Origin of the sequence: Xanthomonas vasicola pv. musacearum NCPPB 4379 (genome assembly GCF_000277895.2) — a bacterium.
In the GTDB taxonomy this organism is placed as follows: Bacteria; Pseudomonadota; Gammaproteobacteria; order Xanthomonadales; family Xanthomonadaceae; genus Xanthomonas; species Xanthomonas vasicola.
In genome coordinates, this window is record NZ_CP034655.1 from 609,446 (window position 1) to 631,920 (window position 22,475).

Genomic DNA, 22,475 nt, shown 5'->3' on the forward strand with positions numbered 1-22,475 from the left:
CTCGAGCGCCGACGCGCGCTGCGTGCACTTACGCCTCGCCATGCTCGGTACGCGCCTTCCAATAACCCTTGGCGCGCACCCACGCCTTGTCCACGCCCAGGTGTTCTTCGAGAAACTTGCGCATGGCGCGTGCGCGCATCGATTCGGCGCCGATCCAGTAAAACGTGTCGCCGTCCTCAGGCTCGTAGTCGCGCAAGCTGTCTTCCAGCAAGGTGCTGCTGGCGGCATCGAAACCATTACGCTCCAGCCAGTTCACCCGCACCTGGGCAGCGCTGAGCAGTTCCTGCCGCTCGGCGGCATCGGCAATCTCGATAAACACCTCCGCGTGCATGTCGGCGGGCATCGCTTCGAGCCAGCGGCCGATCGCCGGCAGTGCGGTCTCGTCGCCGATCAGCACGTAGTGGTCGTAGTCGTCGGCGACCAAAAATGAGCCGCGCGAGCCGCCGATATTCAGTGGGTCACCGGGTTGTGCCTGCGCGGCCCAACTGGATGCCACACCATCGCCGTGTAGCACGAAGTCGATGCTCAACTCGCCGTTTTGCGGGTCGAAGAGGCGTGGCGTGTAGTCGCGTGCTGGCGAAGGCAGTGAGCCTTCTTCGTGTCGCGGGCCTTCTGGCGTCATGGTCGGCAGCACAAAAGCACCATCGGCATTGGGAAAAAAAAGTTTGACGTGATCGTCAGGCGCAGTGCTTTCGAAGCCTGCGAGTTCGCTGCCGCCGAACACAATACGGCGCATCTGCGGGGTGATCGCTTCGCAACGCACCACCTGGACGGAGCGTAGGCGTGTGTCGTGACGGACTTGGGTGTTGGTGTGTGCAGCCATGGTGTGCGAGTCCTGGAGTGCGCGCAAAGGTGCGCGGCGTTGGGCGGAAGATGACGCGGTTACAAAATCGATTACGTGGTGCGTAAATAAAGCAGTGGGTGTCTGACCTGACACGTGGAGGTGCGATGTCATCCAGCGCAGTGGCAGTTCCTTCTCCCATCGGGAGAAGGTGCCCCGCAGGGGCGGATGAAGGTACGGGCAAAATCTCATGCAGTTGAACCGCATGGACTGCAGCGCATGCAAATCACGTCCACCCGCAACACAAACACTGCGATGACGTGCAGCTGTCGCAAATCGCCATCAAGCCAGCAGCGATTGGCGTCGGAGTACAGCGCTACGCGCACTCAGTCGTCATCGCGCTCCATGCCGTCGGCGGCGGCGTTGAGTAATGCAGCAATACGTTTGGTTTCTTCCTCTGTCCACTGCCCATGCCGCGCAAACAGGCCATGTTTGATGCGATGAATCGCATCGCGAATCGGTGCCGGCGTCTGCGCCTTGATCAGCTCACGCGCGCGTCGGTGGGTGCGCGCCAGCGCGGCGTCGAGCGCATCGCGTTGCTGGGCAACGTGCTCGCTGCCAGCGGCGGTGACTTGATAGCGCTTACGGCCGGCGTCCAGATCGGTGTGCACCCAGCCGGCGGCTTCCAACTGCGCAAGCGCCGGATAAATCGCACCGGCGCTGGGTGTGTACAGCCCTTTGAAGAGTGCAGTGATCTGTCGCATCAACTCATAGCCATGGCGCGGGCGCTCGGCGATCAGCGCGAGCAGCAGCAGGGGCAGATCGCCGTGCTCCAGCGGACGTGCGCGCGCGCCGCCGCGGCGCGTGGCGCTGGGCGCTGGGCGCAACGAACGGATCGGGCTCGCTGAGTACGTCATCTTTGCGGGAGCGCATCGTCATTCGATATATCGAAGCATGAAAAAACGATATATCGAACCCAGCTCGCTGGCAAGCCATTGTCTGTTGCGTAGCTGACCAGCTATCTGGCGACAGACGCAGATGCTGCAACGCGACTAGACAGCGCTACTTTCCATAATTACGATGTAATTACTTTGACATTACGGGCCCGGCCCGCCGGGGTGCAGGCATGAGTCGACAATGGGACACCCAGGCCGAAAGCCGGCGGCAGCGCCTGCAGCGCGCTGCCGCGCTGGCACCGCAAGGGCGCGTGGTGGCGGCTGACGATGTGGTGGCGCTGCTGGAAGCGGTGATCGAGCCCGGCGACCGCGTGTGCCTGGAAGGCAACAACCAGAAGCAGGCCGATTTCCTGGCGCGTTGCCTTACCGAAGTGGATCCGGCGCGCGTGCATGACCTGCACATGGTGCAATCGGTGTTGTCGCTGGCCGCGCATCTGGATGTGTTCGAACGCGGCATCGCCAAGCGTCTGGATTTTTCGTTCTCCGGCCCGCAGGCCGCGCGACTGGCTGGCCTGGTCAGCGATGGCCGTATCCAAATCGGCGCCATCCACACCTATCTGGAATTGTTCGGCCGCTACTTCATCGACCTGACCCCGCGTATCGCCCTGGTCACCGCACAGGCCGCCGACCGCCACGGCAATCTCTACACCGGCCCCAATACCGAAGACACACCGGTAATTGTGGAAGCCACTGCGTTCAAGGGTGGCATCGTGATCGCACAGGTCAACGAAATCGTCGACACGCTGCCGCGCGTGGATATTCCTGCCGATTGGGTGGACTTCGTCACCCAGGCGCCCAAGCCCAATTACATCGAACCGCTTTTCACCCGCGACCCTGCGCAGATTTCCGAGATCCAGGTGTTGATGGCGATGATGGCCATCAAGGGCATCTATGCCGAGTACGGTGTGGACCGGCTCAATCACGGCATCGGTTTCGATACCGCCGCAATCGAGTTGCTGCTGCCCACCTATGCCGAATCGCTGGGGTTGAAGGGCAAGATCTGCCGGCATTGGGCGCTCAATCCGCATCCGGCGCTGATCCCGGCGATCGAATCGGGCTTCGTGCACTCGGTGCATTCGTTCGGCTCCGAGCTGGGCATGGAAAAGTACATCGCCGCACGCCCGGACATCTTTTTTACCGGTGCCGACGGCAGCATGCGCTCTAACCGTACGCTGTCGCAGACCGCCGGGTTGTATGCCTGCGACATGTTCATCGGCTCTACCTTGCAGATCGATCTGCAGGGCAACAGCTCCACCGCCACGCGCGACCGCATCGCCGGATTCGGCGGTGCGCCCAATATGGGTTCGGATGCACGCGGCCGCCGGCATGCCAGCACCGCCTGGCTCAAGGCCGGGCGCGAAGCGGCAACGCCCGGCGAAATGCCGCGCGGGCGCAAGCTGGTGGTGCAGATGGTGGAAACCTTCCGCGAGCACATGGCACCGGCATTCGTCGACAAGCTCGACGCCTGGGAACTGGCCGAGCGCGCCAACATGCCGCTGCCGCCGGTGATGATCTACGGCGACGACGTCAGCCATGTGTTGACCGAAGAAGGCATCGCCAACCTGCTGTTGTGCCGCACACCGGAAGAGCGCGAACAGGCGATCCGTGGCGTGTCTGGCTATACCGCGGTCGGTTTGGGGCCCGACAGGCGCATGGTCGAAAACCTGCGCGACCGCGGGGTCATCAAGCGGCCGGACGATCTGGGCATTCGCCCGCGCGATGCAACGCGCGACTTGCTCGCTGCGCGCACGGTCAAGGACCTGGTGCGCTGGTCCGGCGGGTTGTACGACCCGCCGAAACGCTTTCGCAATTGGTAAGGGCACAGCATGGAAACCCTGCGATATCGCTTTGATGGTCAGCGCGGCGCACGCGCCGGGCTGGAACACGCGCTGGTCGGTGTGGTCGCCTCCGGCAATCTGGAGGTGCTGGTCGAGCGCGTGCCGCTCGGGGGCGCCATGGACATCGAAATCCTCACCGCCGCACGTGGCTTTGGCACGATCTGGCAGGCCGTGCTGGACGACTTCGCCGCGCGTCACCCACTGCGCGATGTGCGCATCAGCATCAACGATGTTGGCGCCACGCCGGCGGTGGTGAGCTTGCGCCTGGAACAAGCGCTGGATGTGCTGCAGGGAGCCGACGCATGAGCCGCTTCATCCATTCCGTAGGAGCGCACCCGGGCGCGACGCACGTTCCCGGTAACGCTGCGGTCGCGCCCGGGTGCGCTCCCACGCAAGCGATCGGGAGGTTTGCATGAGCACCACCGTTCCCATGGCCGAGCGCAGCTATTACGAAGCCGATGCCCGCGAACGCATCGATGGCATGCTGGATGCCGGTAGCTTCCGCGAGTTCGTCGGCCCGCGTCGCCGTCTGATCAGTCCGCATCTGGCACAACTCGATACACCCGGCGCTTTCGATGACGGCATCGTCGTCGGCGAGGGCAACTTGCACGGCCGCAGCGTGTTGATCGCTGCGCAGCAAGGTGCCTTCATGGGCGGCGGCGTCGGCGAAGTGCATGGCGCCAAACTCACTGGCTTGCTGGAACGCGCTGCGGCCACGCAACCGGATGCCGTGTTGTTGTTACTCGACACCGGCGGCGTGCGCCTGCATGAAGCCAACGCTGGGCTGATCGCCATCTCCGAAATCATGCGTGCCACCTTGAACGCGCGTGCCGCCGGCGTGCCGGTGCTGGCCTTGATCGGCAGCGGCAACGGTGCGTTCGGTGGCATGGGCATCGTGGCGCGCTGCTGTAGTGCGGTGATCATGTCCGAAGAAGGCCGTTTGTCGTTGTCCGGCCCGGACGTGATCGAAACCGTGCGCGGCGTGGAAGAGTTTGATGCGCGCGACCGTGCCTTGGTGTGGCGCGTCACCGGCGGCAAGCATCGCTACCTGCTTGGCGAGGCGCAAGCACTGGTGGCTGACCGCATCAGCGCCTTCGCCGCTGCCGCGCTGACCACGCTCGATGCACTCCAAGAGGCGATAGACGAAGCCGCATTGCAGGCGCTGGAACACGCGCAGCAGCAATTATCCGCACGCATCGATGCCTATGGCGATTGTCGCGACGGGCTGGAGATCTGGAAGCGTCAAGGCATCGTCGATGCGCAGCGCCTGCCGCTGCTGGACACCGAGGCCTTTCTTGCCGCGACCGCAGACCGGAGCCTTCCATGGAACTGAGTCACTTGCTCGATCAGCTGTTTCCACTCGGTCACGCCATCGCGCGCAACGACGATGTGCTCACCGGCAGTGCGACCACTGCAGCTGGCGAAGTCACCGTGATCGGCACCGCCAACAAGCTCGAAGTGGGTGTTGATCACGCCTTGGCATTGGCTGCCACCGTCTTGGAAAGCACGCGTGCGCACCCGCAGCGCCCGATCGTGATGCTGGCCGATACCGCCGGGCAGCGGTTGGCGCGGCGCGACGAATTGCTCGGCATCAATGGCTATTTCGCGCATCTGGCCCGGTCACTGGATCTGGCACGCAAGCGCGGCGCGCGGCTGGTCACGCTGGTGTATGGCGAATCGGTCAGTGGTGGATTTCTGTCGTTCGGCTTGATGGCCGACCATATCCACGCACTGCCCGATGCGCAGATTCGCGTCATGGATCTGCGTGCGATGGCACGCGTGACCAAACAATCGGTCGATACCTTGCAGGCATTGAGCAAGAGCTCGCCGGTGTTCGCACCGGGCGTGGAAAATTACGTGCGCATGGGCGCGGTGGAATCGCTGTGGGAGGGCGACCTGGCCCAGGCACTGCTCGATGCACTTGCCGCACATGCCGATGGCGACCAGCGCCGCGCACTCGGCGCGCAACGCGGCGGGCGCACGCTGGCGCGCGATGTTGCCACGGCTGTGACAGCAGGCGAGGCCTGAGCATGGCTGGCCGCCACGCCCTGGTGTGGTTGCGCGGCGAAGCACAGTGGCAAGCCATTACGCCGGGCGCCCAGTTGCGGCTGCAGCAGTGGTTCGCTGCTGGCTTGCCAGCGGTAGTGGCGCGTTGCGATGACAGCCAGGCAGCAGGCACCCTGCGGCTTGGTGTGCCGCTGCCGCCCAGCAAGGGCAAGCAGCGTTTGGCGCTCCAGGCGCACGTGGCCGATATCGCACGCTGCACGGCGCCGCTGACATTGGACGCGGTGTTGCCACATGCGCCTGTCGCGGTGCTGCCGGCATTGCAGGCCTTGCTCGCTCAAACACACGCGCAAGCATTGCACCCGCGTGTCTTCGGCAGCTTTGCCTGGCAAGCCCTGACCGGCCAGATGTACGTGCACGCGCAATCGGATCTCGACCTGCTCTGGTCCATCGAAACGCCCGAGCACGCACACGCAGTGGTGGCACTGCTGCAGCGCTGGGAGCAACGTTATCGGCTACGTGCCGATGGCGAACTGCTGCTGCCCGACGACAACGCAGTGAACTGGCGCGAATACGCCGGCAACGCGCAGCAGGTGTTGGTGAAATCTAACCAAGGCTGCCGGCTGCTGCCGCGTGCCGCGCTGTTTCCAGTATGGAGTGCGGCATGAGTGCGCAACTGCAAGCGATGTGTGTTGCCGATACGCCTATGCCGTCGCGCGAGGCTGCATATCGGCTCGGCCGCCTGGCGGTTAGCGCCCTGCATGCAGAACTGGCTTGCGCGCCCAAGCCGGGGTTGGTGACGCCGTTCGACAGCGGCAGTCATACCGACATGGATGCATCCACCTTTGTGCGTAGCCTGTTCGCCCTGCGTGGCTATTTTGTCGCTCTTGCCCAAGCCGGCATCGACCATGCGTCGTTCGAGCGGCTGCGTCAGTTGGGGATCGAGGCCGAGGCCGCGATGCTGCGCGCCACGTGTGGCATCAACACACATCGTGGTGCGATCTTCAGCCTGGGCTTGCTGACGGCGCAGGCGGCACGCCTGCGTGTTGCGCACGGCCGGCGACCCACTGCAGAAGAGATCTGCGATGGCGTACGCATGTGGCGCGATGCATTGCAGGCTGCACCGGTGAATCCGCAGAGCAATGGCCAGCGCGTACGTGCGCAGTACCGCATCAGCGGGGTGCGCGAACAGGCCGCCGCGGGATACCCATTGCTGCGCGAGATCGCACTTCCTGCGTTGCGCAGCGCGCTTGACGGTGGCGCCACGCGTGAAGCGGCGTTGGCACAAACCCTGATGCAGCTCATTGCCGCGGTGGATGATCTCAATCTATTGCATCGTGGTGGGCCCGACGGGCTGGCGTTTGCCAAAGCGCAGGCAGCAGCCTTCCTTGCCGACGGCGGCATCGCACAACCACAGTGGCGCGTGCGCTTGCATGCGATCGGCCGGCAGTTCGTCGCGCGTCGCCTGAGTCCCGGTGGCAGCGCAGATCTATTGGCCTGCGCATGGTTCCTGCATCGGCAGGGGATGGTATGAGCCGCGTTTGCCTTATATCAGTCGATCAAACACCGCATGCGCGCATGCAGTGCAGCAGCGTTTTGCTGGCGGATGCGGTTAGCCCTGTACTGCGGCCAGTCGCAGCAGATGTTGCACGTTGCTCATCAATGCGAGTCCGCATCCAAGTGTCCAGGCACATCTGCCGCAACATGGAACGTGGCAACGCGCGCGCACAGCATTCCAACCGAATCAGGCAGGCCACCGCATGAGCCTGGCCGTGCTCTGCCCAGGCCAAGGCGGCCAACACGCCGAGATGTTCGCGCGCGTCGCCGATGCAGCTGCGGCAGCCGCCGTCATCGCAAGCGCACACGGTGTGCTTGGCGCCGCGCCGCAGACCGTCGCTGCAGATCCAGGCCGCTACGCCAATGCCATCGCCCAACCATTGGTATGCGCCGGCACGCTGGCCCATTGGCAGGCACTACACGCGCAACTTCCAACGCCGCTGCTGGTGCTCGGTTACAGCGTCGGCGAGCTGGCAGCGCATGCGGTTGCCGGCAGCATGTCTGTCGACACCTGCCTGCAGTTGGCCGTGACGCGCGCAAGGTTGATGGATGCCGCCAGCCCGCAACAGGCAGGGCTGATGGCAGTGGTCGGTCTGCCGTTGCGCGTGCTCGAAACGCTCTGCCAAACGCACGGTGCAGCACTTGCCATCATCAACGGTGATGACCGCGCCGTGCTTGGCGGCCCACGCGATGCATTGAAGGTGCTTGGTGACGCTGCAACCGCACAAGGCGCACGCGTCACGCTGCTGCCGGTGAGCGTGCCGGCACACACGCCTTGGTTAAGCGCGGCTGCCGAAGGCTTCACCCTTGAATTGGCAGCGGCACAGCTCAACGCGCCCACGCTGCGCGTGCTGGCAGGCATCAACGCGCGTGCAGTCAACACGCAAGCCTTGGTGATCGACACACTCTCCGCGCAAATCGCACAGACCGTGCGTTGGTATGAAGTGCTGGTGCAAGCGGCGGAACGCGGCGCGCGCGTGTTTCTCGAACTCGGGCCTGGCAGCGCATTGGCGCGCATGGCGCGCGAAGTATTACCGGAATGCCAGGTGCGTTCGGTAGATGAATTCCACAGCACAGACGGTGTTGTCGAGTGGGTCACTGCTGCGTGCGAGCGCGCGGCATGACGATCAGGTAGGTCCTGCACATGGTGTAACCCTGGGATGGCGGGTGGCCATCTGTGCTGTACGCGTATCAGGTGTCTGGGAGGGCGCATGACCCCGCAAATTGCAGCGATTCTTGGCTTGGTACTCATGTTCATCGTTGCCACCGCATTGCCCATCAACATGGGTGCGGTGGCCTTCGCGCTGGCGTTCATCATTGGCGGCGTGTGGGTGGGGCTGGAGGGCAAGGAGGTACTTGCCGGCTTTCCCGGCGACCTGTTCCTTACCCTGGTCGGTATTACCTATCTGTTCGCCATCGCGCAGAAGAACGGCACCATCGATTTGCTCGTGCACTGGGCGGTACGCGCGGTACGTGGACGCATCGTCGCCATCCCGTGGGTGATGTTCGTCATCACCGGGCTGCTGACCGCCTTCGGTGCGCTGGGGCCGGCAGCGGTGGCCATCATCGGGCCGGTGGCGCTGCGCTTTGCCAAGCAGTACCGCATCAATCCGTTGATGATGGGCTTGCTGGTGATTCACGGCGCGCAGGGCGGCGGGTTTTCGCCGATCAGCGTGTACGGCGGCATCACCAACAAGGTGGTCGAAAAAGCCGGGCTGGACGTCAGCGAGATGGCGGTATTTCTTACCAGCCTGGGCTTCAATCTGATGATGGCGATCATCTGCTTCTGTGCCTTCGGTGGATTGAAGTTGATGCGTCGGCAGGAGCTGTCGCTGGCCGATGCGCAATACGTGCCCATTGCCGGCGACCAGGCATCGCACCGCGGCTTCGCGATCGAAGGGCATGGCGCGCTGGTGACGCCGGGCGGCGGCACGTTGTCCACCGACCCGCTGGCATTGGAGGCGGTGTCCATCACCCGCGACCGCGTGATTACCTTGATCGGCCTGCTGGGCCTGGGCGTTGCCGCGCTGATCTACAACCTCAACGTCGGCCTGGTCTCGATCACGGTGGCGGTGGCATTGGCGCTGATCTCGCCCAACGCACAGAAAGGCGCGGTGGACGGCATCAGTTGGTCTACTGTGCTGCTGATCAGCGGCGTGGTGACCTACATCGCCGTGCTGGAAAAATCTGGCGCAGTGGACTACATCGGCGCCGGCGTGTCGCATATCGGCATGCCGCTGTTGGGCGCTCTGCTAGTCTGCTATGTGGGCGGGATTGTGTCTGCATTCGCCTCGTCGGCAGCAGTGTTAGGCGCCACCATTCCGCTGGCGGTGCCGTTCCTGATGCAGGGCCACCGGGGCGCGGCCGGGGTGATCTGCGCGCTGGCCGTGTCGTCCACCATCGTCGACGTCAGCCCGTTTTCCACCAACGGCGCGTTGGTGGTGGCCTCGGCCGCCAAGGAAGAACGCGATGGCCTGTTCCGCCGCTTCCTGATCTATAGCGGCCTGGTGGTGTTGCTGGGGCCGCTGGCGGCGTGGCTGGTGTTCGTGGTGCCGGGCTGGCTGTGATTCGGCCCGTCCGCCACAGCGTCGCGGGCGCCCACGTAGAATGGGCGCCCCGACCTCATGCCGATGACCTGCCCACCATGACCCTCGCTCCTGATTCGCGCGCCTCCAAAAAGCGCGTGCCGCTGTACGAGGAAGTGGCCGAGCGCCTGCGTCAGAAGATCTACGACTACGCACTGCCGCCGGGCGAATGGATCGACGAGCCGGCCCTGGCCGAGGAACTCGGCATCAGCCGCACGCCATTGCGGGAAAGTCTCAAACTGCTTGCTGCCGAAGGTCTGGTGCAACTGGATGCCGGCCGCGGCAGCCGGGTCACGCGGCTGACGCTGGAAGATCTCAATCAATTGTTCCCGGTGATGGCGATGCTGGAAGGCCGTTGCGCGCACGATGCGGTCAAGCGCATCGATGCGGCCGGCGTGCAACGGCTGGAAGAACTGCACGCGGCCATGGAAGCCGCATCGGCAGCCGGCGATGTGGCCGAGTACTACCGCAACAATTATCTGATCCACGAAACCGTGCAGCAGTACGCCGGCAATCCGTGGTTGATCCGAGTGACGCACGATTTGCACCGCATCTTGAAGATGCACCGCGGCCGTCAGTTGCTCACGCCCGGGCGCATGGCGCAATCGCTGGCGGAACATCGCCAACTGATGGACTGCGTGCGACGTGGCGATGCCGAAGGCGCCGAGCGCACCATGCACGGGCACCTGTTGAGCCAGGGTCAGGCCCTGGCAGCGTATGTCGCGGCCGGTGGCATGCTGAACGTACCGGCGCCGTTGCCGCGGGTAGGTGGGGTGTAGAGATTGGCACTGTCCGGGCGCAGCGCCACGCGCCCCGACATCGCGCCTTCCTCCCATCGCAAGAAGGTGCCCGAAGGGCGGATGAGGGTATCTCGACACGCATCACCGGCAATGCCCAGCGCTTGCCAATGCGCGGTCCCGCCGCCTAATCACCGCTCAACGCAAGCAAGTCTTCCACGCGTTCGATCAACTGCGTTCCGGCCAACCCGGCGAACACGTCCGGATGCGCATAGCCCCAGGCCACTGCGGCAAACGGCAGGCCCACGACCTGTGCGGCTTCCCAGTCGGCGACCTGGTCGCCCACGTAGACCGCTTGCGACGCAGTGTGCCCGGTGGCACGCAGCACACGACGCAAGGCGCGTTGTTTGCCCAGCAGATGCGCGCCGCCTTCGATGACGGCAAATGTGGCGCTCAGCTCTGCGCCTAGCGCGCGTTGCACGTTCTCCACGGAGTTGGACGACACCACGGCCAGCCGGCTGCCCCCGGCATGCAACGCGCCCACGGTGTGGGCAATGCCGGGAAACAGCGCCACCGGTGGCGCTGCGCGCATGAGCCGGATGAAGTCGGCCGCCACCCATGGCACGCGCCACGCGCTCAGGCCCGATGCCTTGAGCAATGCGCGCGTGCTGAGTCGACGTGCATCGTCGACTTCATGCGCCTGCACGGCGCGAAAGCCATGCCGCTCGGCCAGCAGCCGCTGCGTGCTCAGGAAAAAACCAAACGAATCGGCAAGCGTGCCGTCGAAATCGAAGATGATCAGTGCGGGCATGGCAACGCGCAGGGCAGGGCGTCATAGCCTAACCAAGATGGTGCCGGCACCCGCGCACACAGGTCCCCTCATGTGCGCGCAGGCGACGTCGGCGGCGCTGGCAATGCGGCGCGCAGGCGTCCGCTCCGAAGGCCCGCAGCGACCGCACGGCGCGCGTACAAGCCGCAACGCGCCTTGCCGCGCCCGCCGGCGGTGAGCGCCGTCGGTAGTACAGCTGCGCTCAGGCTTCGGCGAAGTGCGGCACGATCGGCGTATCGCTTTGCGCGCTCTGCTCGATGACCTTGCGCTGCATCGCCTCCAGGTACGCGTCCAGCTCTTCGGTGGAGGCGAACACGTCGCTCAGCGGCACCGCCTTGACCATGTCGAAGACCTTGCGGATCTGCGGTTGCGGGTTGCTCACCAGCACCTTGCCCTGGCGCGTGGCCAGCGCCTTGCGCGCCTTGAAGATGCAGCGGATGCCGGCGCTGGAAATGTATTCCAGTGCGCTCAGGTCGAGCACCAGCGTGGTGATGCGGGTGCCCAGCAACGGCGACAATGCCGCGTCCAGGTCCTGGTAGGTGTGGGTGTCCAGCCGCCCGGTCAGAATGACGCGTTGACGGGTGTCTTGCGGCGGGTCGATCTGAATGGCGAGCGTGGTCATGACAGGGCCTCGGGGACAGGGGCGTACGGGTGCAGCAGGGTGACGCGCACGACGTTATATGCACCATCGCGGCGGTAGTCGATGTGATCGGCGAACTGATGCACCAGAAACAACCCCAGCCCGCCGACGGCGCGGTCGTCGAGCGGGCTGGTCACGTCCGGCATGGGCGCGGTGCAGGGGTCGAAGGCGTTGCCCGGGTCGTGCATCTCCAGCACCAGGGCCTGCGGGTCCAGCTGCAACTGCAGGCGCAATGGCTGTGCAGCGCACTGGCCGTGGGTCAGCGCATTGCAACCGAGCTCTTCCACGATCAGCCGCACCTGGCCGATCCGCTCGGCGTGCAGGCCCTCGCGCGTGAGCGAATGTTCCAGTGCATCGTTGGCGCCGGCCAGCTGGGCCAACGATGGCGCAATCGCCAAATCGAGCTTCATGAAGTCGTTGCCTTTCCGGGCGCGTCCCGGCCAGCGGTTGCGACCCGCCCAGCATGCTCCTGGCGCAGCCGGATCGCCAGCAGCGTGATGTCGTCGTAGGGTTCGGCTTCGCCGGTGAAGCGGGCGATGTTGGCGATCACCGCCTTGCATTGCGCCGCCGCGCTGCGGCGCGGGTCCAGCGCGGCCAGTAACCGCTGCAACCCGTAGCTGGCGCCGTGCTCATCCATCGCCTCGGTCACCCCATCGGTGTAGCCAAGCAAGGTCTGCCCAGCGCTCATGCGGCCATGCAGCACCGGGTAGGACACCTGCGGCTCGATCCCCAGCGGCGCACCGGTTTCCAGCGGCAAGGGGTGCGCCTTGCCGTCGATATCGATCAACAGCGGCGGCTCGTGCCCGGCGCTGGCCAGCCAGTAGTCGCCGCTCACCACGTTGATCAAACCACAGAGCACCGTGGCGAACATGCAGGTCTCGTTGTTTTCGGCCAATCGGGTGGAAGCGGCAATCAGGATGGCGTCCGGGCGCGTGTATCGGCGCGCGGCAATTTCCAGCACGCTCACCGCGCGCGCCATGAACAGTGCCGCCGGCACGCCCTTGTCGGAGACATCGCCCACCACGAACCACAGCAAGCCCGGTTCGGTTTCGACGAAGTGGTAGAAGTCTCCGCCTACCGCCTTGGCCGGTTCCAGCCACGCGCACGTTTCCAGATGCGAACTGGCGCGGTCGAAGGTGCGCCCGGAAGGCAGCATCGCCTGCTGGATTTCGCGCGCAATCTGCAGCTCGCTGTGCATGCGCTCGCGTGCGGCGGTCATCTCGCCGATCTCGGCGATATGGTGGCGGATCGCATCGCGTGCGCTATCGAAGGCGCGTGCCATCACGCCTACTTCGTCGTCGCGTTCGATGTGCTGCAACGGATATTCGAATTCGCCGCGACGGAAATGCTCGGCGGTATCGGTCAGTTCTTCGATCGGCCGCGTCAACTTGCGTGTGATCCGCCGCATCAACCACCACCACACCACGGCACCCAGTAGCGCCGCCAGCGCCACCCACGCGGCCAGCCAGTTCAGACCCGCCAGCACATAGCCTTCCGAGGCCGACAACACGAAGGTCCAGCCGCTGCGCCCCACTGCTGCGCTATGGGTCAAAAAGCGCTCGCCATCGGGCGACGTATGTGTAAACGAAATCGGCTGGCCGGCCGCGACGGCACGTTGCAACGGCCGCAGATCCGGCCGCGACCGGGTCACGTACGCATTCAACGAATGGTGAAGATTGAGCGCGGGGTCGGGGCTGAAAACCAGCATGCCTTCCGGCGACAACAGCATCGGCTGGATACCTATATCGCGTGGCAGCTGGTCGATGATCTCGCGCAGGTGCTGCAGCGGCAGGTCCACGCTCACCATTCCCACCGGCGCCGCATCCGGCGCATCGCCAGGTCGGCGCAGCGGCAGGTTGTAGCTGGTGTACAGGCCGCCGCCATTGGCATCCAGGGACGGCTCGGACCACCACGCGCGGCCTTCGCGCTGGGTGCGCAGATACCAGGGCATCACGCGATAGTCGTAACCCAATTCCAGTGCGGATTTCTCCGCCACACGCGTGCCGCTGCGATGCACGTACCAGACAAACCCGCTGTCGCCGGCCTTTTGCGTGCGCGGTTCGATGATCAGGCGCGCCGCACCGATCTCCGGGTCGCCAGTCAGCGTGGCCAGTAGCAACGCACGCAGATTGAACGGCTGCAGCCCCACGCCGCTGCTGCTGGCCGCCAATGTGCGCCCGCTTACCTGCACCGAATCCAGCAGCGCCGCCAGGCTGCGCGCGGTCTGTTCGGTCAGGCCGTCCACCTCGGTGCGCGCCGCTTCCACCAGCTCGGCGCGTGCGCCCAGGTAGAACACCGTTCCCAGCACCGTCAGCAACACCACCAGCACGGCGGTGGCCGCCAGCAGCACGCGCATGCGCAGGCTATTGCGCCAAGGCATGCGCGCGGTGACCGACGTCTGTTGCGGCAGTGATCGCGGACGGTTGCTCATGGCACGCTCTCCCTAGCAGCAGCTGCGGTCGATAATGGCAGCTTTGCTGCCATGCACAACTCTCTAGCAACCTCATCCTCACGTGTCTCGATTGACCGGCCGAACGCGAGCGGACTAGATTGACCGCCCACCTGCCACGGAGGCCGGCCTTGCGCCAGATGTTGACCCCAAGCCTGCTGGCCCTTTTGCTTACGGCCTGTAACTCCCCGGAGACCAGCATGACCCAGACCCATTCCCCCGCCGCCGAGGCCACAGCAGCAGCCGACGTTCAGGCCGGCGGCCGCGGCCTTGCCAAGTTGAATCCTAGCCCGCGTAAGGCCTACGCACTGACGGTGAAGTTAGACAAGGCGCCAGGCACATTTGCGGCAGTGAATGGGTATGCACAGTACGACGTCAGCAATGACAGCGAATGTGGCCAGATTCATCCGCAAACAGGTGTGGGGCAGCGCATCACAAGCAGTGAGCCGGTGGTGCTGAAAAAAGTCTCCGAGCAGGAATATCAGGGCGTCATCCACCTCGATCTCATGCTGGATGAGGATTATTACGGACGAGGGCAATGTCATTGGGAAATGACCGGAGCACGGGTTTCTCTGAAGGCCAGTGGCAAAAAAGAGGAAACCGCATTTATGCCCTTCATTGAGACCAAGGACGTCATCGCAGGCAAGCCGGTGACTCTGTACTTCTGGAAGGGCGGTTATCCCAAGGAAGATATCGAAGACTACGCCGACAACGGTTTGCCCTCAGCGTCGGATTTCAAGCCGGAACTGCGCGATCAATTGTTCTCGGTAACGCTCGTTGCTAAAGAGGTTTCACCGTGAAGCCGACTTCGCAGCAATACGCCATTCTTTCCAACGAGGGCTATGTCGATCACAAGGTCGGTAAGCGTGGCCCCGGTGACCGTGAACGAGTGGATGTTGGCGGCGAGAGCTACGAAATTCTGGAACACTTCAACAATCGAAAGACGGGCTATCAGGGAACGATCTATCAACGCGTTGGCGGCGGAGATATCGTCGTCGCTCATCGGGGTACCGAGGAAATACTGCGTGACGCGGTACAGGCAGATGGCTCCATGGTGCTTCAGCGCATCAACCCGCAGGCCGATGATGCGATCGCCCTGACAAAAAATGCACTTGGCTATGCAGCCAAGCAGGAACAGCGCACCGGACATGCTCCCGAGGTCACCGTGACCGGTCACTCGCTAGGCGGAGCGCTTGCGCAAATCAGTGCGCACCACTTCGACCTCAAAGGGGAAACCTTCAACGCCTACGGCGCAGCGAGCTTGGCGTATCGCATTCCCGAAGGTGGCACCAGCGTGGTCAACCATGTCATGGCGGTCGACCCTGTGAGTGCAGCATCTCCGCATTACGGGGAAGTGCGCGTTTATGCCAGGCCCAATGAGATCGCAACGCTCAGCGCCATGGGCTATAGCAACAGCAGGGTGAATTTCCTGATTCCCGATGCACCTGTGGCCTCTGCTGTCAGTTCGTTGGGTTCGCACGCTATCAAAAACTTTTTGGATGAGCGTTCTCCGCTCAATGATCCGCAGGCGCGCCAACTTGCGGATCAAAACAAGAGGATGATCAACGAGTATCGCTCTGATCTGGACGAGATCCGGGCCGGCATTAGCTTATTGAGTCGGGGCCCGAAGGGCCTCGGCCAAGACGCCATCGACGCCATCCGTGGCCCACTCGCCCCGGGCGAGCCGGCCAAGCGCGACGCGCGCGAGCACAGCAACGACCACACCTCCTTGCGGATCGATCAGCCGGGTCACGTGGGCAATGCATTGTTCCAGGATGCCCAGCGCGGCGTGCATGCGCAGGATGCACGTGCCGGGCGCAGGCCCGATCACCACAGCGCGCAGTTATCCGGTTCGCTCGCATCGGAAATGCATGCCGCCGGTGGCCAGCGTATCGATGCAGTGATGATGAGCCCAGATGCCGCGCGGACGTTCGCCGTGCAGGGCCGCGTCGACGACCCGGCACAGCTACGTGTGAGCGTCGAGACCATGACTGCAATGAATACCCCGCTGGAGCAGAGCAGCCAACGCGTTGCTGAAAACGCAGCGCGTCAGTCGGTCGCATTGGAACAGCAACAGTCGCAGACCCAGCAGCAGGGCGCACGCGCCATGGGGTAAGTGGGGCGTGCAACCGCGGCTTGTGGGTGGGTGCGCAATGACGCATCACCTGGCGCAGCCTTGCTGCATGCGCAGAGCGGCTTATCATCACCATCGAACGTTGCAGTAAAACGCCGGGCTTGCCCGGCGTTTTTGCGTTCAATCGCGCAATCACGCGCACGGTTACTGCTGCACCCGCACAACAACGCGCCTGCACAACTCACGCGTGCTCAAGGTTTTCCTGCACTGAGATATGCCGCAACGACCTTGCACCTATAGCAGCCTCAACCGATCTGTACTGCCGTGTTTGAATCGCGTTCGTTTTGTAGCGTCGCAAAGCGAGGCAAAAATGCGTGCTCGCAGGTCCGTCGCGCGCACGAAGCAATGCAGGGGAATCAAGCAAGGCGCCACTCGGCGCTTTATCCATCAACCAGGGGAGCGTTCCATGATGATTTTTCGTATGCACTACCACCGCGTCTTGCTCGTATTGCTGCTGTGTCTGTGCAGCGCTGGCGTTAGCGCGCAAGGTATTGCCAAGGGCGCGGACGTCAGCTGGCTCAACCAGCAGGCGGCGAATAATCCGCCGCAGGTGTTTCGCGATGCAGCCGGCAACACCACCGACTTCATCAAGTTGTTCAAGGATGTCGGCGGCAACGCCATTCGCCTGCGCGTGTGGGTCAACCCTGCGGGCGGTTGGAACGATGGCCGCGACACCCTGGACAAGTGGAACGATGGCCGCGACACCCTGGACAAGGCCAAGCGTGCCGCCGCGCAAGGCATGCGCATCATGATCGACTTCCATTACAGCGACAGCTGGGCCGACCCCGGCAAGCAGACCAAACCCGCGGCATGGGGCGGCCACTCCGTCGCCCAGCTCAACACCGATGTCTACAGTCACACCCAGGGCATCCTCCAATATCTCAAGGACAACGGCATTACCGTGACCTGGTTGCAGGTGGGCAACGAGATCAACAGCGGCATGTTGTGGAACGAGGGCAAGACGCCCAACTTCGCCAACCTGGGCCAGTTCATCAACAGCGGCTACAACGCCACCAAGGCGGTGTATCCCAATGCCAAGGTGGTCGTGCATTTGGCCAACGGCTATGACAATGCCAACTTCCGCTGGTTCTTCGACAACCTGCGTTCGGCCGGCGGCAAGTGGGATGTCATCGGCATGTCGCATTACCCCCCCGTCGGCAGCTGGCAGGATTACAACAGCCGCCTGGACACCAACATGCGCGACATGATCTCTCGCTACGGCAGCGACGTGGTGATTTCCGAGGTCGGCATGGACTGGCAGCAAGCAGCCACAACCCGCGCCATGCTCAGCAACCTGCTCAGCCGCAGCAACAGCATCGGCGCGCGCGTGCTTGGCGTGTTCTATTGGGAACCCAACGCCTACCCGGGCTGGCAGGGCTACACCCTGGGCGCCGTCACCAGCGACGGCCAACTGACCGAAGCGCTGCAGGCGTTTTGACTGGCCTCGTTTGCTTGCCCACTCGCCGCCCCGTCCGCCGCCTCGCACACCAACGGCGCGGGTGATAAAGCCCCTCTCCCCCTCGGGGCGAGAAGGCACGGCTTGCGCGCCAATGGCGCGCGTGCCTTAGAGCGCCCGCGCCGCAAGCGCGGGCCGGGGCGCGGAGCGGGAGTTGGGGTGAGGGTACGGGGCGAAGCCCTCGTAGACCCAACCTCCACCAGGCTTCGCCCGTCCCCTCATCCGCCCCTACGTGCCTCCTTCTCCCGATGGGAGAAGGGGGGCATGCGGCGGCTCCGCCGCGTGCTGGCCCTCATCCTTTGGTCGTACGGCGGCCGCGGCCGCTGCGCCGGATCGGCGCCCCAGCCGGCATCGATACCGCACCCAGCGCACGACAGCGTCCCATTCCATACGCACCCGTAGCGAGCAATGCCAAGATGTGCGTGCGGTACACTTGGGGGTTCACGAATTCATGATGTCGACACACCCGCGGGTGTGTCCCCCGGGAGCGCTAATGAACTGGTTGAACGAAGTGCTGCACAACGATCCGAACCCGCTCGAGACCCAGGAGTGGCTCGAATCGATCAAGGCCGTCATCGACGTCGAAGGCCCGGAGCGCGCCCATCAGCTGCTGGAAGGCATGGTCGAACAGACCCGCCGCGCCGGCGCTTACCTGCCGTTCTCGCCGACCACCGAGTACGTCAACACCATCTCCCCGGCCAACGAGGTCAAGCACCCCGGCGACTCCGCGCTGGAGTGGAAGATCCGCTCGATCATCCGCTGGAACGCCATGGCCACGGTCGTGCGCGCAAACCGCAAGCCGGGCGACCTGGGCGGCCACATCGCCTCGTTCGCTTCCAGTGCCACGCTGTACGACGTGGGCTTCAACCACTTCTGGCGCGCGCCTTCGGACAACCATCCAGGCGATCTGCTGTTCATCCAGGGCCACAGCGCCCCGGGTATCTACGCCCGCGCCTTCCTCGAAGGCCGCATCAGCCAGACCCAGCTGGACAACTTCCGCATGGAAGTGGACGGCCAGGGCATCTCGTCCTACCCGCACCCGTGGCTGATGCCCGAGTTCTGGCAGACCCCCACCGTGTCGATGGGCCTGGGCCCGCTGGCCGCCATCTACCAGGCGCAGTTCATGCGCTACCTGGAAAACCGCGGCCTGATCGAGAAGTCCGACCGCAAGGTGTGGTGCTTCATCGGCGACGGCGAATCGGACGAACCCGAAACCCTCGGCGCCATCGCGCTGGCCGGCCGCGAAGGCCTGGATAACCTCATCTTCGTGGTCAACTGCAACCTGCAGCGCCTGGACGGCCCGGTGCGCGGCAACGGCAAGATCATCCAGGAGCTGGAAGGCGTGTTCCGTGGCGGCGGCTGGAACGTCATCAAGCTGCTCTGGGGCGGCTACTGGGACGCCCTGCTGGCCAAGGACACCGACGGTGTGCTGCGCAAGCTGATGATGGAAACCGTCGACGGCGAATACCAGAACTGCAAGGCCTTCGGCGGCGCCTACACCCGCGCCAATTTCTTCGGCAAGTACCCGGAGACCGCGGCCATGGTGGCCGGCCTGTCCGACGACGACATCTGGCGCCTCAACCGTGGCGGCCACGACCCTCACAAGGTGTACGCCGCCTACCACCAGGCCGTGAACACCACCGGCATGCCCACCGTGATCCTGGCCAAGACGGTCAAGGGCTACGGCATGGGCTCGGCTGGTGAGGCGCTCAACCCCACCCACCAGACCAAGAAGCTGGACGACGCGGCTGTCAGGCACTTCCGCGACCGCTTCAACATTCCGGTCACCGACGCCCAGCTGGAAGACGGCCAGGTGCCGTTCTATCACCCCGGCGAAGATTCCCCGGAAGTGCAGTACCTCAAAGAGCGCCGCAGCGTGCTCGGCGGCTTCCTGCCCTCGCGCCGTCCCAAGGCCAGCAAGTCGTTCGTGGCGCCTACGCTGGACAAGTTCGAGCGCCTGCTCAAGGACAGCGGCGAGCGCAGCTATTCCACCACCATGTCCTTCGTACAGAGCCTCAACATCGCCCTGCGCGACAAGGAACTGGGCCCACGCATCGTGCCGATCGTGGCCGATGAAGCGCGCACCTTCGGTATGGAAGGCATGTTCCGCCAGATCGGCATCTATGCCCCGTTCGGCCAGAAGTACAAGCCGGTCGATGCCGACCAGCTGATGTACTACCGCGAAGACCAGACCGGCCAGGTGCTGCAGCAGGGCATCAGCGAGCCGGGCGCGATCGCCTCGTGGATGGCCGCCGGCACCAGCTACTCGGTGTCCGACGTCCCGATGCTGCCGTTCTACATCTACTACTCCATGTTCGGCTTCCAGCGCGTGGGCGACATCGCCTGGCAGGCAGCGGACATGCGCACGCGCGGCTTCCTGCTCGGCGGCACCGCCGGCCGCACCACGCTCAACGGCGAAGGCCTGCAGCACGAAGACGGCTTCAGCCAAGTCATCGCCGGCTCGATTCCGAACGTGCGTAGCTACGACCCGACCTTCGGTTTCGAAGTCACCGTCATCATGCAGCACGGCATGAAGGCGATGATGGAAGACCAGATCGACGAGTACTACTACATCACCCTGATGAACGAGAACTACGCCCACCCCGGCATGCCGGAAGGCGCAGCCGAGGGCATCATCAAGGGCATGTACCTGCTCAAGGACGCCGGCAAACCCAAGAAGGGCGAGCTGCGCGTGCAGCTGCTGGGCAGCGGCACCATCCTGCGCGAAGCCATCGCCGCCGCCGAGCTGCTGGACAAGGACTTCGGCGTCACCGCCGACATCTGGTCCTGCCCCAGCCTCAATGAAGTGCGCCGCGACGGCTACGCCGTCGAACGCTGGAACCGCCTGCACCCGGAAGCCGAACAGCGCAAGCCGTACGTCACCCAGCTGCTGGAAGGCCGCCAGGGCCCGGCCGTCGCCGCAACCGACTATGTTCGCGCCTTCGCCGACCAGATCCGCGCCTTCGTCCCGATGACCTACACCGTCCTCGGCACCGATGGCTTCGGCCGCTCGGACACGCGTGCGAACCTGCGCCGCTTCTTTGAGGTGGATCGGTACTACATCGCGCATGCGGCGATTGCCGCGCTGGCGAAGGATGGAAAGATGACGGGCAAGGATGTGGCCCGGGCGATCAAGCAGTACAAGATTGATCCTGAGAAGGCGAATCCGGTTGGGGTTTGAGGTTCGCATTTCTTGGCTAATTTCGCTAGGATCGGGAAAAAGGCGCTCACTTGGGTTTGCTCAAGTGGGCGCCTTACGTTTAGATTTTGCCATTCGCAGGATATGAGACGAGCCGTCGCTGAAATTGCGCTTTAATTTCCACGTCGAATCGGTAGCAGATGTTGATTCCCGAGATTCAAAGCGATGATTAGTAGAAAAGTTAAGGTTGTTGACCTATTTGCAGGAGCCGGTGGATTAGGCATTGGTGCATACCAGGCAGGAGCCGAGGTTGCGGCTAGTGTTGAATTGGATTCTGTCGCATGCGATACGTTACGCGCCAACGCAGATATTCATGGGCAGGTTTTAGAAGGCGATGTCTCCATATTGTCCGGGAAGGATGTTCTTAAACTGGCTCGACTTTCGAAAGGTGATGTGCTGGTTGTGGTCGGTGGACCACCATGTCAGCCGTTTTCGAAAGCCGCATATTGGACTGACGACGGCTCTGAAGCCGCCTATAGACGTGCTCGGGCCAATGGCTTATTGGCAGAAAAGCCAATGGCAAAGAAGGTAGCAAAGAAAGATGCGCGTAGAGATCTAGTAAAGGAGTATTGGCGGATTGTCAGAGAATCCGATGCTGATGGATTTGTCTTTGAGAATGTGCCTAGCATTAAGCATCCAAGAAACAAAGCTGTATATGATGCTCTTGTGCGTAGCGCAAAAAAGCAAGGTTATTTCATCACCGAATTGACGGTCAAAGCCGTCGAATATGGTGTTGCGCAGGCTCGCGAACGCGTCGTAATCCTTGGCTCTAAGGCCAGCAGGCCGATTGCACCTCCGATTACGCATTCGGCGGATTCCACGCTGGGTTTGTTGCCTTTGGTGACTGCCGGAGAAGCTCTGGAGCCGTTCAGTGGATCTGAATTTTTCGAGCCAGAGGAAATTGTTGAAGGACGTTGGGCGCAACATCTGCACGAAGTCCCTCCGGGATGGAACTATAAGGCTCATACTTCATGGGCAGGACATCCTAATCCTACGTTCGTCACTGAGACAAGGTTCTGGAATTTCTTACTTAAGCTTTCACCAAATCGCCCTTCATGGACGATCGCTGCAAACCCAGGTCCGTGGATAGGCCCATTCCACTGGGACTCTCGGAGACTTAGGACTGTGGAATTGGCTGCATTGCAAGGATTTCCGCCGGATTATGTTATTGCGGGAAAGCGAAGAGATAGGGTGAAGCAGATGGGTAATGCGGTCCCTGTTCCTGTTGCTAAAGCAATGGTTGCGAGCGTTTTGGAAACTTTCGGTAAGAATCAATGAAGAATGGATATTTGCGGCCGACTTGTATAAGT

The 22,475-nt window shown here is 63.4% G+C and carries 20 protein-coding genes; 14 read left to right on the forward strand and 6 right to left on the reverse strand.

The features are described from left to right. Nucleotides 1–28: 28 nt before the first annotated feature. Nucleotides 29–823, reverse strand: coding sequence for a siderophore-interacting protein (locus KWO_RS02815; RefSeq protein WP_010379538.1), 795 nt, complete (start codon nucleotides 821–823; stop codon nucleotides 29–31). Nucleotides 824–1,167: 344 nt separating this feature from the next. After that, complete coding sequence (locus KWO_RS02820; protein ID WP_010379539.1) at nucleotides 1,168–1,698, reverse strand: PadR family transcriptional regulator; 531 nt, start codon at nucleotides 1,696–1,698, stop codon at nucleotides 1,168–1,170. Between the two features lie 209 nt (nucleotides 1,699–1,907). Between KWO_RS02820 and mdcA the strand changes: the two genes are divergently transcribed. The 9 genes from mdcA (at nucleotide 1,908) to KWO_RS02865 (ending at nucleotide 10,500) form a co-directional block, all read left to right on the forward strand. After that, complete coding sequence (gene mdcA, locus KWO_RS02825; protein ID WP_010379540.1) at nucleotides 1,908–3,554, forward strand: malonate decarboxylase subunit alpha; 1,647 nt, start codon at nucleotides 1,908–1,910, stop codon at nucleotides 3,552–3,554. Nucleotides 3,555–3,563: 9 nt separating this feature from the next. Next, nucleotides 3,564–3,881, forward strand: coding sequence for a malonate decarboxylase acyl carrier protein (mdcC, locus tag KWO_RS02830; RefSeq protein WP_010379541.1), 318 nt, complete (start codon nucleotides 3,564–3,566; stop codon nucleotides 3,879–3,881). A 124-nt stretch (nucleotides 3,882–4,005) separates the two neighbouring features. Continuing rightward, nucleotides 4,006–4,908 (forward strand): biotin-independent malonate decarboxylase subunit beta, encoded by a 903-nt coding sequence (locus tag KWO_RS02835; RefSeq protein WP_010379542.1) that lies wholly within the window; start codon nucleotides 4,006–4,008, stop codon nucleotides 4,906–4,908. Next, nucleotides 4,899–5,603, forward strand: coding sequence for a biotin-independent malonate decarboxylase subunit gamma (mdcE, locus tag KWO_RS02840; protein ID WP_010379543.1), 705 nt, complete (start codon nucleotides 4,899–4,901; stop codon nucleotides 5,601–5,603). Before KWO_RS02835 ends, mdcE begins: the two co-directional genes overlap by 10 nt. A 2-nt stretch (nucleotides 5,604–5,605) precedes the next feature. Next, nucleotides 5,606–6,247 (forward strand): malonate decarboxylase holo-[acyl-carrier-protein] synthase, encoded by a 642-nt coding sequence (gene mdcG, locus KWO_RS02845; protein WP_010379544.1) that lies wholly within the window; start codon nucleotides 5,606–5,608, stop codon nucleotides 6,245–6,247. Continuing rightward, a complete protein-coding gene (gene mdcB, locus KWO_RS02850) occupies nucleotides 6,244–7,113 on the forward strand; it encodes a triphosphoribosyl-dephospho-CoA synthase MdcB (protein WP_010379546.1) in 870 nt (289 codons plus the stop codon). Before mdcG ends, mdcB begins: the two co-directional genes overlap by 4 nt. Nucleotides 7,114–7,339: 226 nt before the next feature. Then, the gene (gene mdcH / locus KWO_RS02855; protein WP_017112656.1) at nucleotides 7,340–8,260 is read left to right on the forward strand and encodes a malonate decarboxylase subunit epsilon; all 921 of its coding nucleotides are present in this window, start codon (nucleotides 7,340–7,342) and stop codon (nucleotides 8,258–8,260) included. A gap of 87 nt (nucleotides 8,261–8,347) precedes the next feature. Then, on the forward strand, nucleotides 8,348–9,703 hold the full coding sequence (locus KWO_RS02860) for an SLC13 family permease (RefSeq protein ID WP_010379550.1): 1,356 nt from the start codon (nucleotides 8,348–8,350) through the stop codon (nucleotides 9,701–9,703). A gap of 77 nt (nucleotides 9,704–9,780) precedes the next feature. After that, entirely contained in the window at nucleotides 9,781–10,500 is a 720-nt protein-coding gene (locus KWO_RS02865) for a GntR family transcriptional regulator (RefSeq protein WP_008576608.1), read from the forward strand. A gap of 145 nt (nucleotides 10,501–10,645) precedes the next feature. Here the strand turns inward: KWO_RS02865 and KWO_RS02870 are convergent, their stop codons facing one another. The 4 genes from KWO_RS02870 to KWO_RS02885 all read right to left on the reverse strand — a co-directional run bounded on the left by KWO_RS02870 (nucleotide 10,646) and on the right by KWO_RS02885 (nucleotide 14,358). Beyond that, nucleotides 10,646–11,269, reverse strand: coding sequence for an HAD hydrolase-like protein (locus KWO_RS02870; protein ID WP_010371696.1), 624 nt, complete (start codon nucleotides 11,267–11,269; stop codon nucleotides 10,646–10,648). Between the two features lie 220 nt (nucleotides 11,270–11,489). Beyond that, the gene (locus tag KWO_RS02875) at nucleotides 11,490–11,909 is read right to left on the reverse strand and encodes an STAS domain-containing protein (protein ID WP_010379552.1); all 420 of its coding nucleotides are present in this window, start codon (nucleotides 11,907–11,909) and stop codon (nucleotides 11,490–11,492) included. Next, nucleotides 11,906–12,337: an ATP-binding protein gene (locus tag KWO_RS02880; RefSeq protein ID WP_010379554.1), complete on the reverse strand. Its 432-nt coding sequence runs from the start codon at nucleotides 12,335–12,337 to the stop codon at nucleotides 11,906–11,908. Before KWO_RS02880 ends, KWO_RS02875 begins: the two co-directional genes overlap by 4 nt. Beyond that, nucleotides 12,334–14,358 (reverse strand): SpoIIE family protein phosphatase, encoded by a 2,025-nt coding sequence (locus tag KWO_RS02885; protein ID WP_017112658.1) that lies wholly within the window; start codon nucleotides 14,356–14,358, stop codon nucleotides 12,334–12,336. Before KWO_RS02885 ends, KWO_RS02880 begins: the two co-directional genes overlap by 4 nt. Before the next feature lie 218 nt (nucleotides 14,359–14,576). Between KWO_RS02885 and KWO_RS02890 the strand changes: the two genes are divergently transcribed. From KWO_RS02890 to KWO_RS02915, 5 genes are all read left to right on the forward strand, one after another. Further along, nucleotides 14,577–15,176: a hypothetical protein gene (locus tag KWO_RS02890; protein ID WP_026112070.1), complete on the forward strand. Its 600-nt coding sequence runs from the start codon at nucleotides 14,577–14,579 to the stop codon at nucleotides 15,174–15,176. Then, nucleotides 15,173–16,492, forward strand: coding sequence for an XVIPCD domain-containing protein (locus KWO_RS02895; protein WP_010379558.1), 1,320 nt, complete (start codon nucleotides 15,173–15,175; stop codon nucleotides 16,490–16,492). The genes KWO_RS02890 and KWO_RS02895 overlap by 4 nt, the downstream gene beginning before the upstream one ends. Nucleotides 16,493–16,916: 424 nt before the next feature. After that, nucleotides 16,917–17,948 carry an arabinogalactan endo-1,4-beta-galactosidase gene (locus KWO_RS02900; RefSeq protein WP_010379559.1) on the forward strand — a complete coding sequence of 344 codons (1,032 nt, stop codon included), beginning with the start codon at nucleotides 16,917–16,919 and terminating at the stop codon, nucleotides 17,946–17,948. 511 nt (nucleotides 17,949–18,459) lie between these two features. Continuing rightward, entirely contained in the window at nucleotides 18,460–21,147 is a 2,688-nt protein-coding gene (aceE, locus tag KWO_RS02910; protein ID WP_010379561.1) for a pyruvate dehydrogenase (acetyl-transferring), homodimeric type, read from the forward strand. 183 nt (nucleotides 21,148–21,330) lie between these two features. Then, nucleotides 21,331–22,443, forward strand: a complete 1,113-nt coding sequence (locus KWO_RS02915; RefSeq protein WP_026113240.1) for a DNA cytosine methyltransferase — start codon at nucleotides 21,331–21,333, stop codon at nucleotides 22,441–22,443. The last annotated feature ends 32 nt before the right edge of the window (nucleotides 22,444–22,475 follow it).

Excerpts from the sequence above, each read along its gene's own strand:
- KWO_RS02865 (WP_008576608.1), top strand. The coding sequence starts at position 9,781 with ATGACCCTCGCTCCTGATTCGCGCGCCTCCAAAAAGCGCGTGCCGCTG.
- KWO_RS02815 (WP_010379538.1), bottom strand. The coding sequence starts at position 823 with ATGGCTGCACACACCAACACCCAAGTCCGTCACGACACACGCCTACGC.
- KWO_RS02890 (WP_026112070.1), top strand. The coding sequence starts at position 14,577 with ATGACCCAGACCCATTCCCCCGCCGCCGAGGCCACAGCAGCAGCCGAC.
- mdcA (WP_010379540.1), top strand. The coding sequence starts at position 1,908 with ATGAGTCGACAATGGGACACCCAGGCCGAAAGCCGGCGGCAGCGCCTG.
- KWO_RS02860 (WP_010379550.1), top strand. The coding sequence starts at position 8,348 with ATGACCCCGCAAATTGCAGCGATTCTTGGCTTGGTACTCATGTTCATC.
- KWO_RS02835 (WP_010379542.1), top strand. The coding sequence starts at position 4,006 with ATGGCCGAGCGCAGCTATTACGAAGCCGATGCCCGCGAACGCATCGAT.
- KWO_RS02870 (WP_010371696.1), bottom strand. The coding sequence starts at position 11,269 with ATGCCCGCACTGATCATCTTCGATTTCGACGGCACGCTTGCCGATTCG.
- KWO_RS02885 (WP_017112658.1), bottom strand. The coding sequence starts at position 14,358 with ATGAGCAACCGTCCGCGATCACTGCCGCAACAGACGTCGGTCACCGCG.
- mdcH (WP_017112656.1), top strand. The coding sequence starts at position 7,340 with ATGAGCCTGGCCGTGCTCTGCCCAGGCCAAGGCGGCCAACACGCCGAG.
- mdcC (WP_010379541.1), top strand. The coding sequence starts at position 3,564 with ATGGAAACCCTGCGATATCGCTTTGATGGTCAGCGCGGCGCACGCGCC.
- KWO_RS02820 (WP_010379539.1), bottom strand. The coding sequence starts at position 1,698 with ATGACGTACTCAGCGAGCCCGATCCGTTCGTTGCGCCCAGCGCCCAGC.
- mdcE (WP_010379543.1), top strand. The coding sequence starts at position 4,899 with ATGGAACTGAGTCACTTGCTCGATCAGCTGTTTCCACTCGGTCACGCC.
- aceE (WP_010379561.1), top strand. The coding sequence starts at position 18,460 with ATGAACTGGTTGAACGAAGTGCTGCACAACGATCCGAACCCGCTCGAG.
- mdcG (WP_010379544.1), top strand. The coding sequence starts at position 5,606 with ATGGCTGGCCGCCACGCCCTGGTGTGGTTGCGCGGCGAAGCACAGTGG.
- KWO_RS02900 (WP_010379559.1), top strand. The coding sequence starts at position 16,917 with ATGATGATTTTTCGTATGCACTACCACCGCGTCTTGCTCGTATTGCTG.
- KWO_RS02880 (WP_010379554.1), bottom strand. The coding sequence starts at position 12,337 with ATGAAGCTCGATTTGGCGATTGCGCCATCGTTGGCCCAGCTGGCCGGC.
- mdcB (WP_010379546.1), top strand. The coding sequence starts at position 6,244 with ATGAGTGCGCAACTGCAAGCGATGTGTGTTGCCGATACGCCTATGCCG.
- KWO_RS02915 (WP_026113240.1), top strand. The coding sequence starts at position 21,331 with ATGATTAGTAGAAAAGTTAAGGTTGTTGACCTATTTGCAGGAGCCGGT.
- KWO_RS02875 (WP_010379552.1), bottom strand. The coding sequence starts at position 11,909 with ATGACCACGCTCGCCATTCAGATCGACCCGCCGCAAGACACCCGTCAA.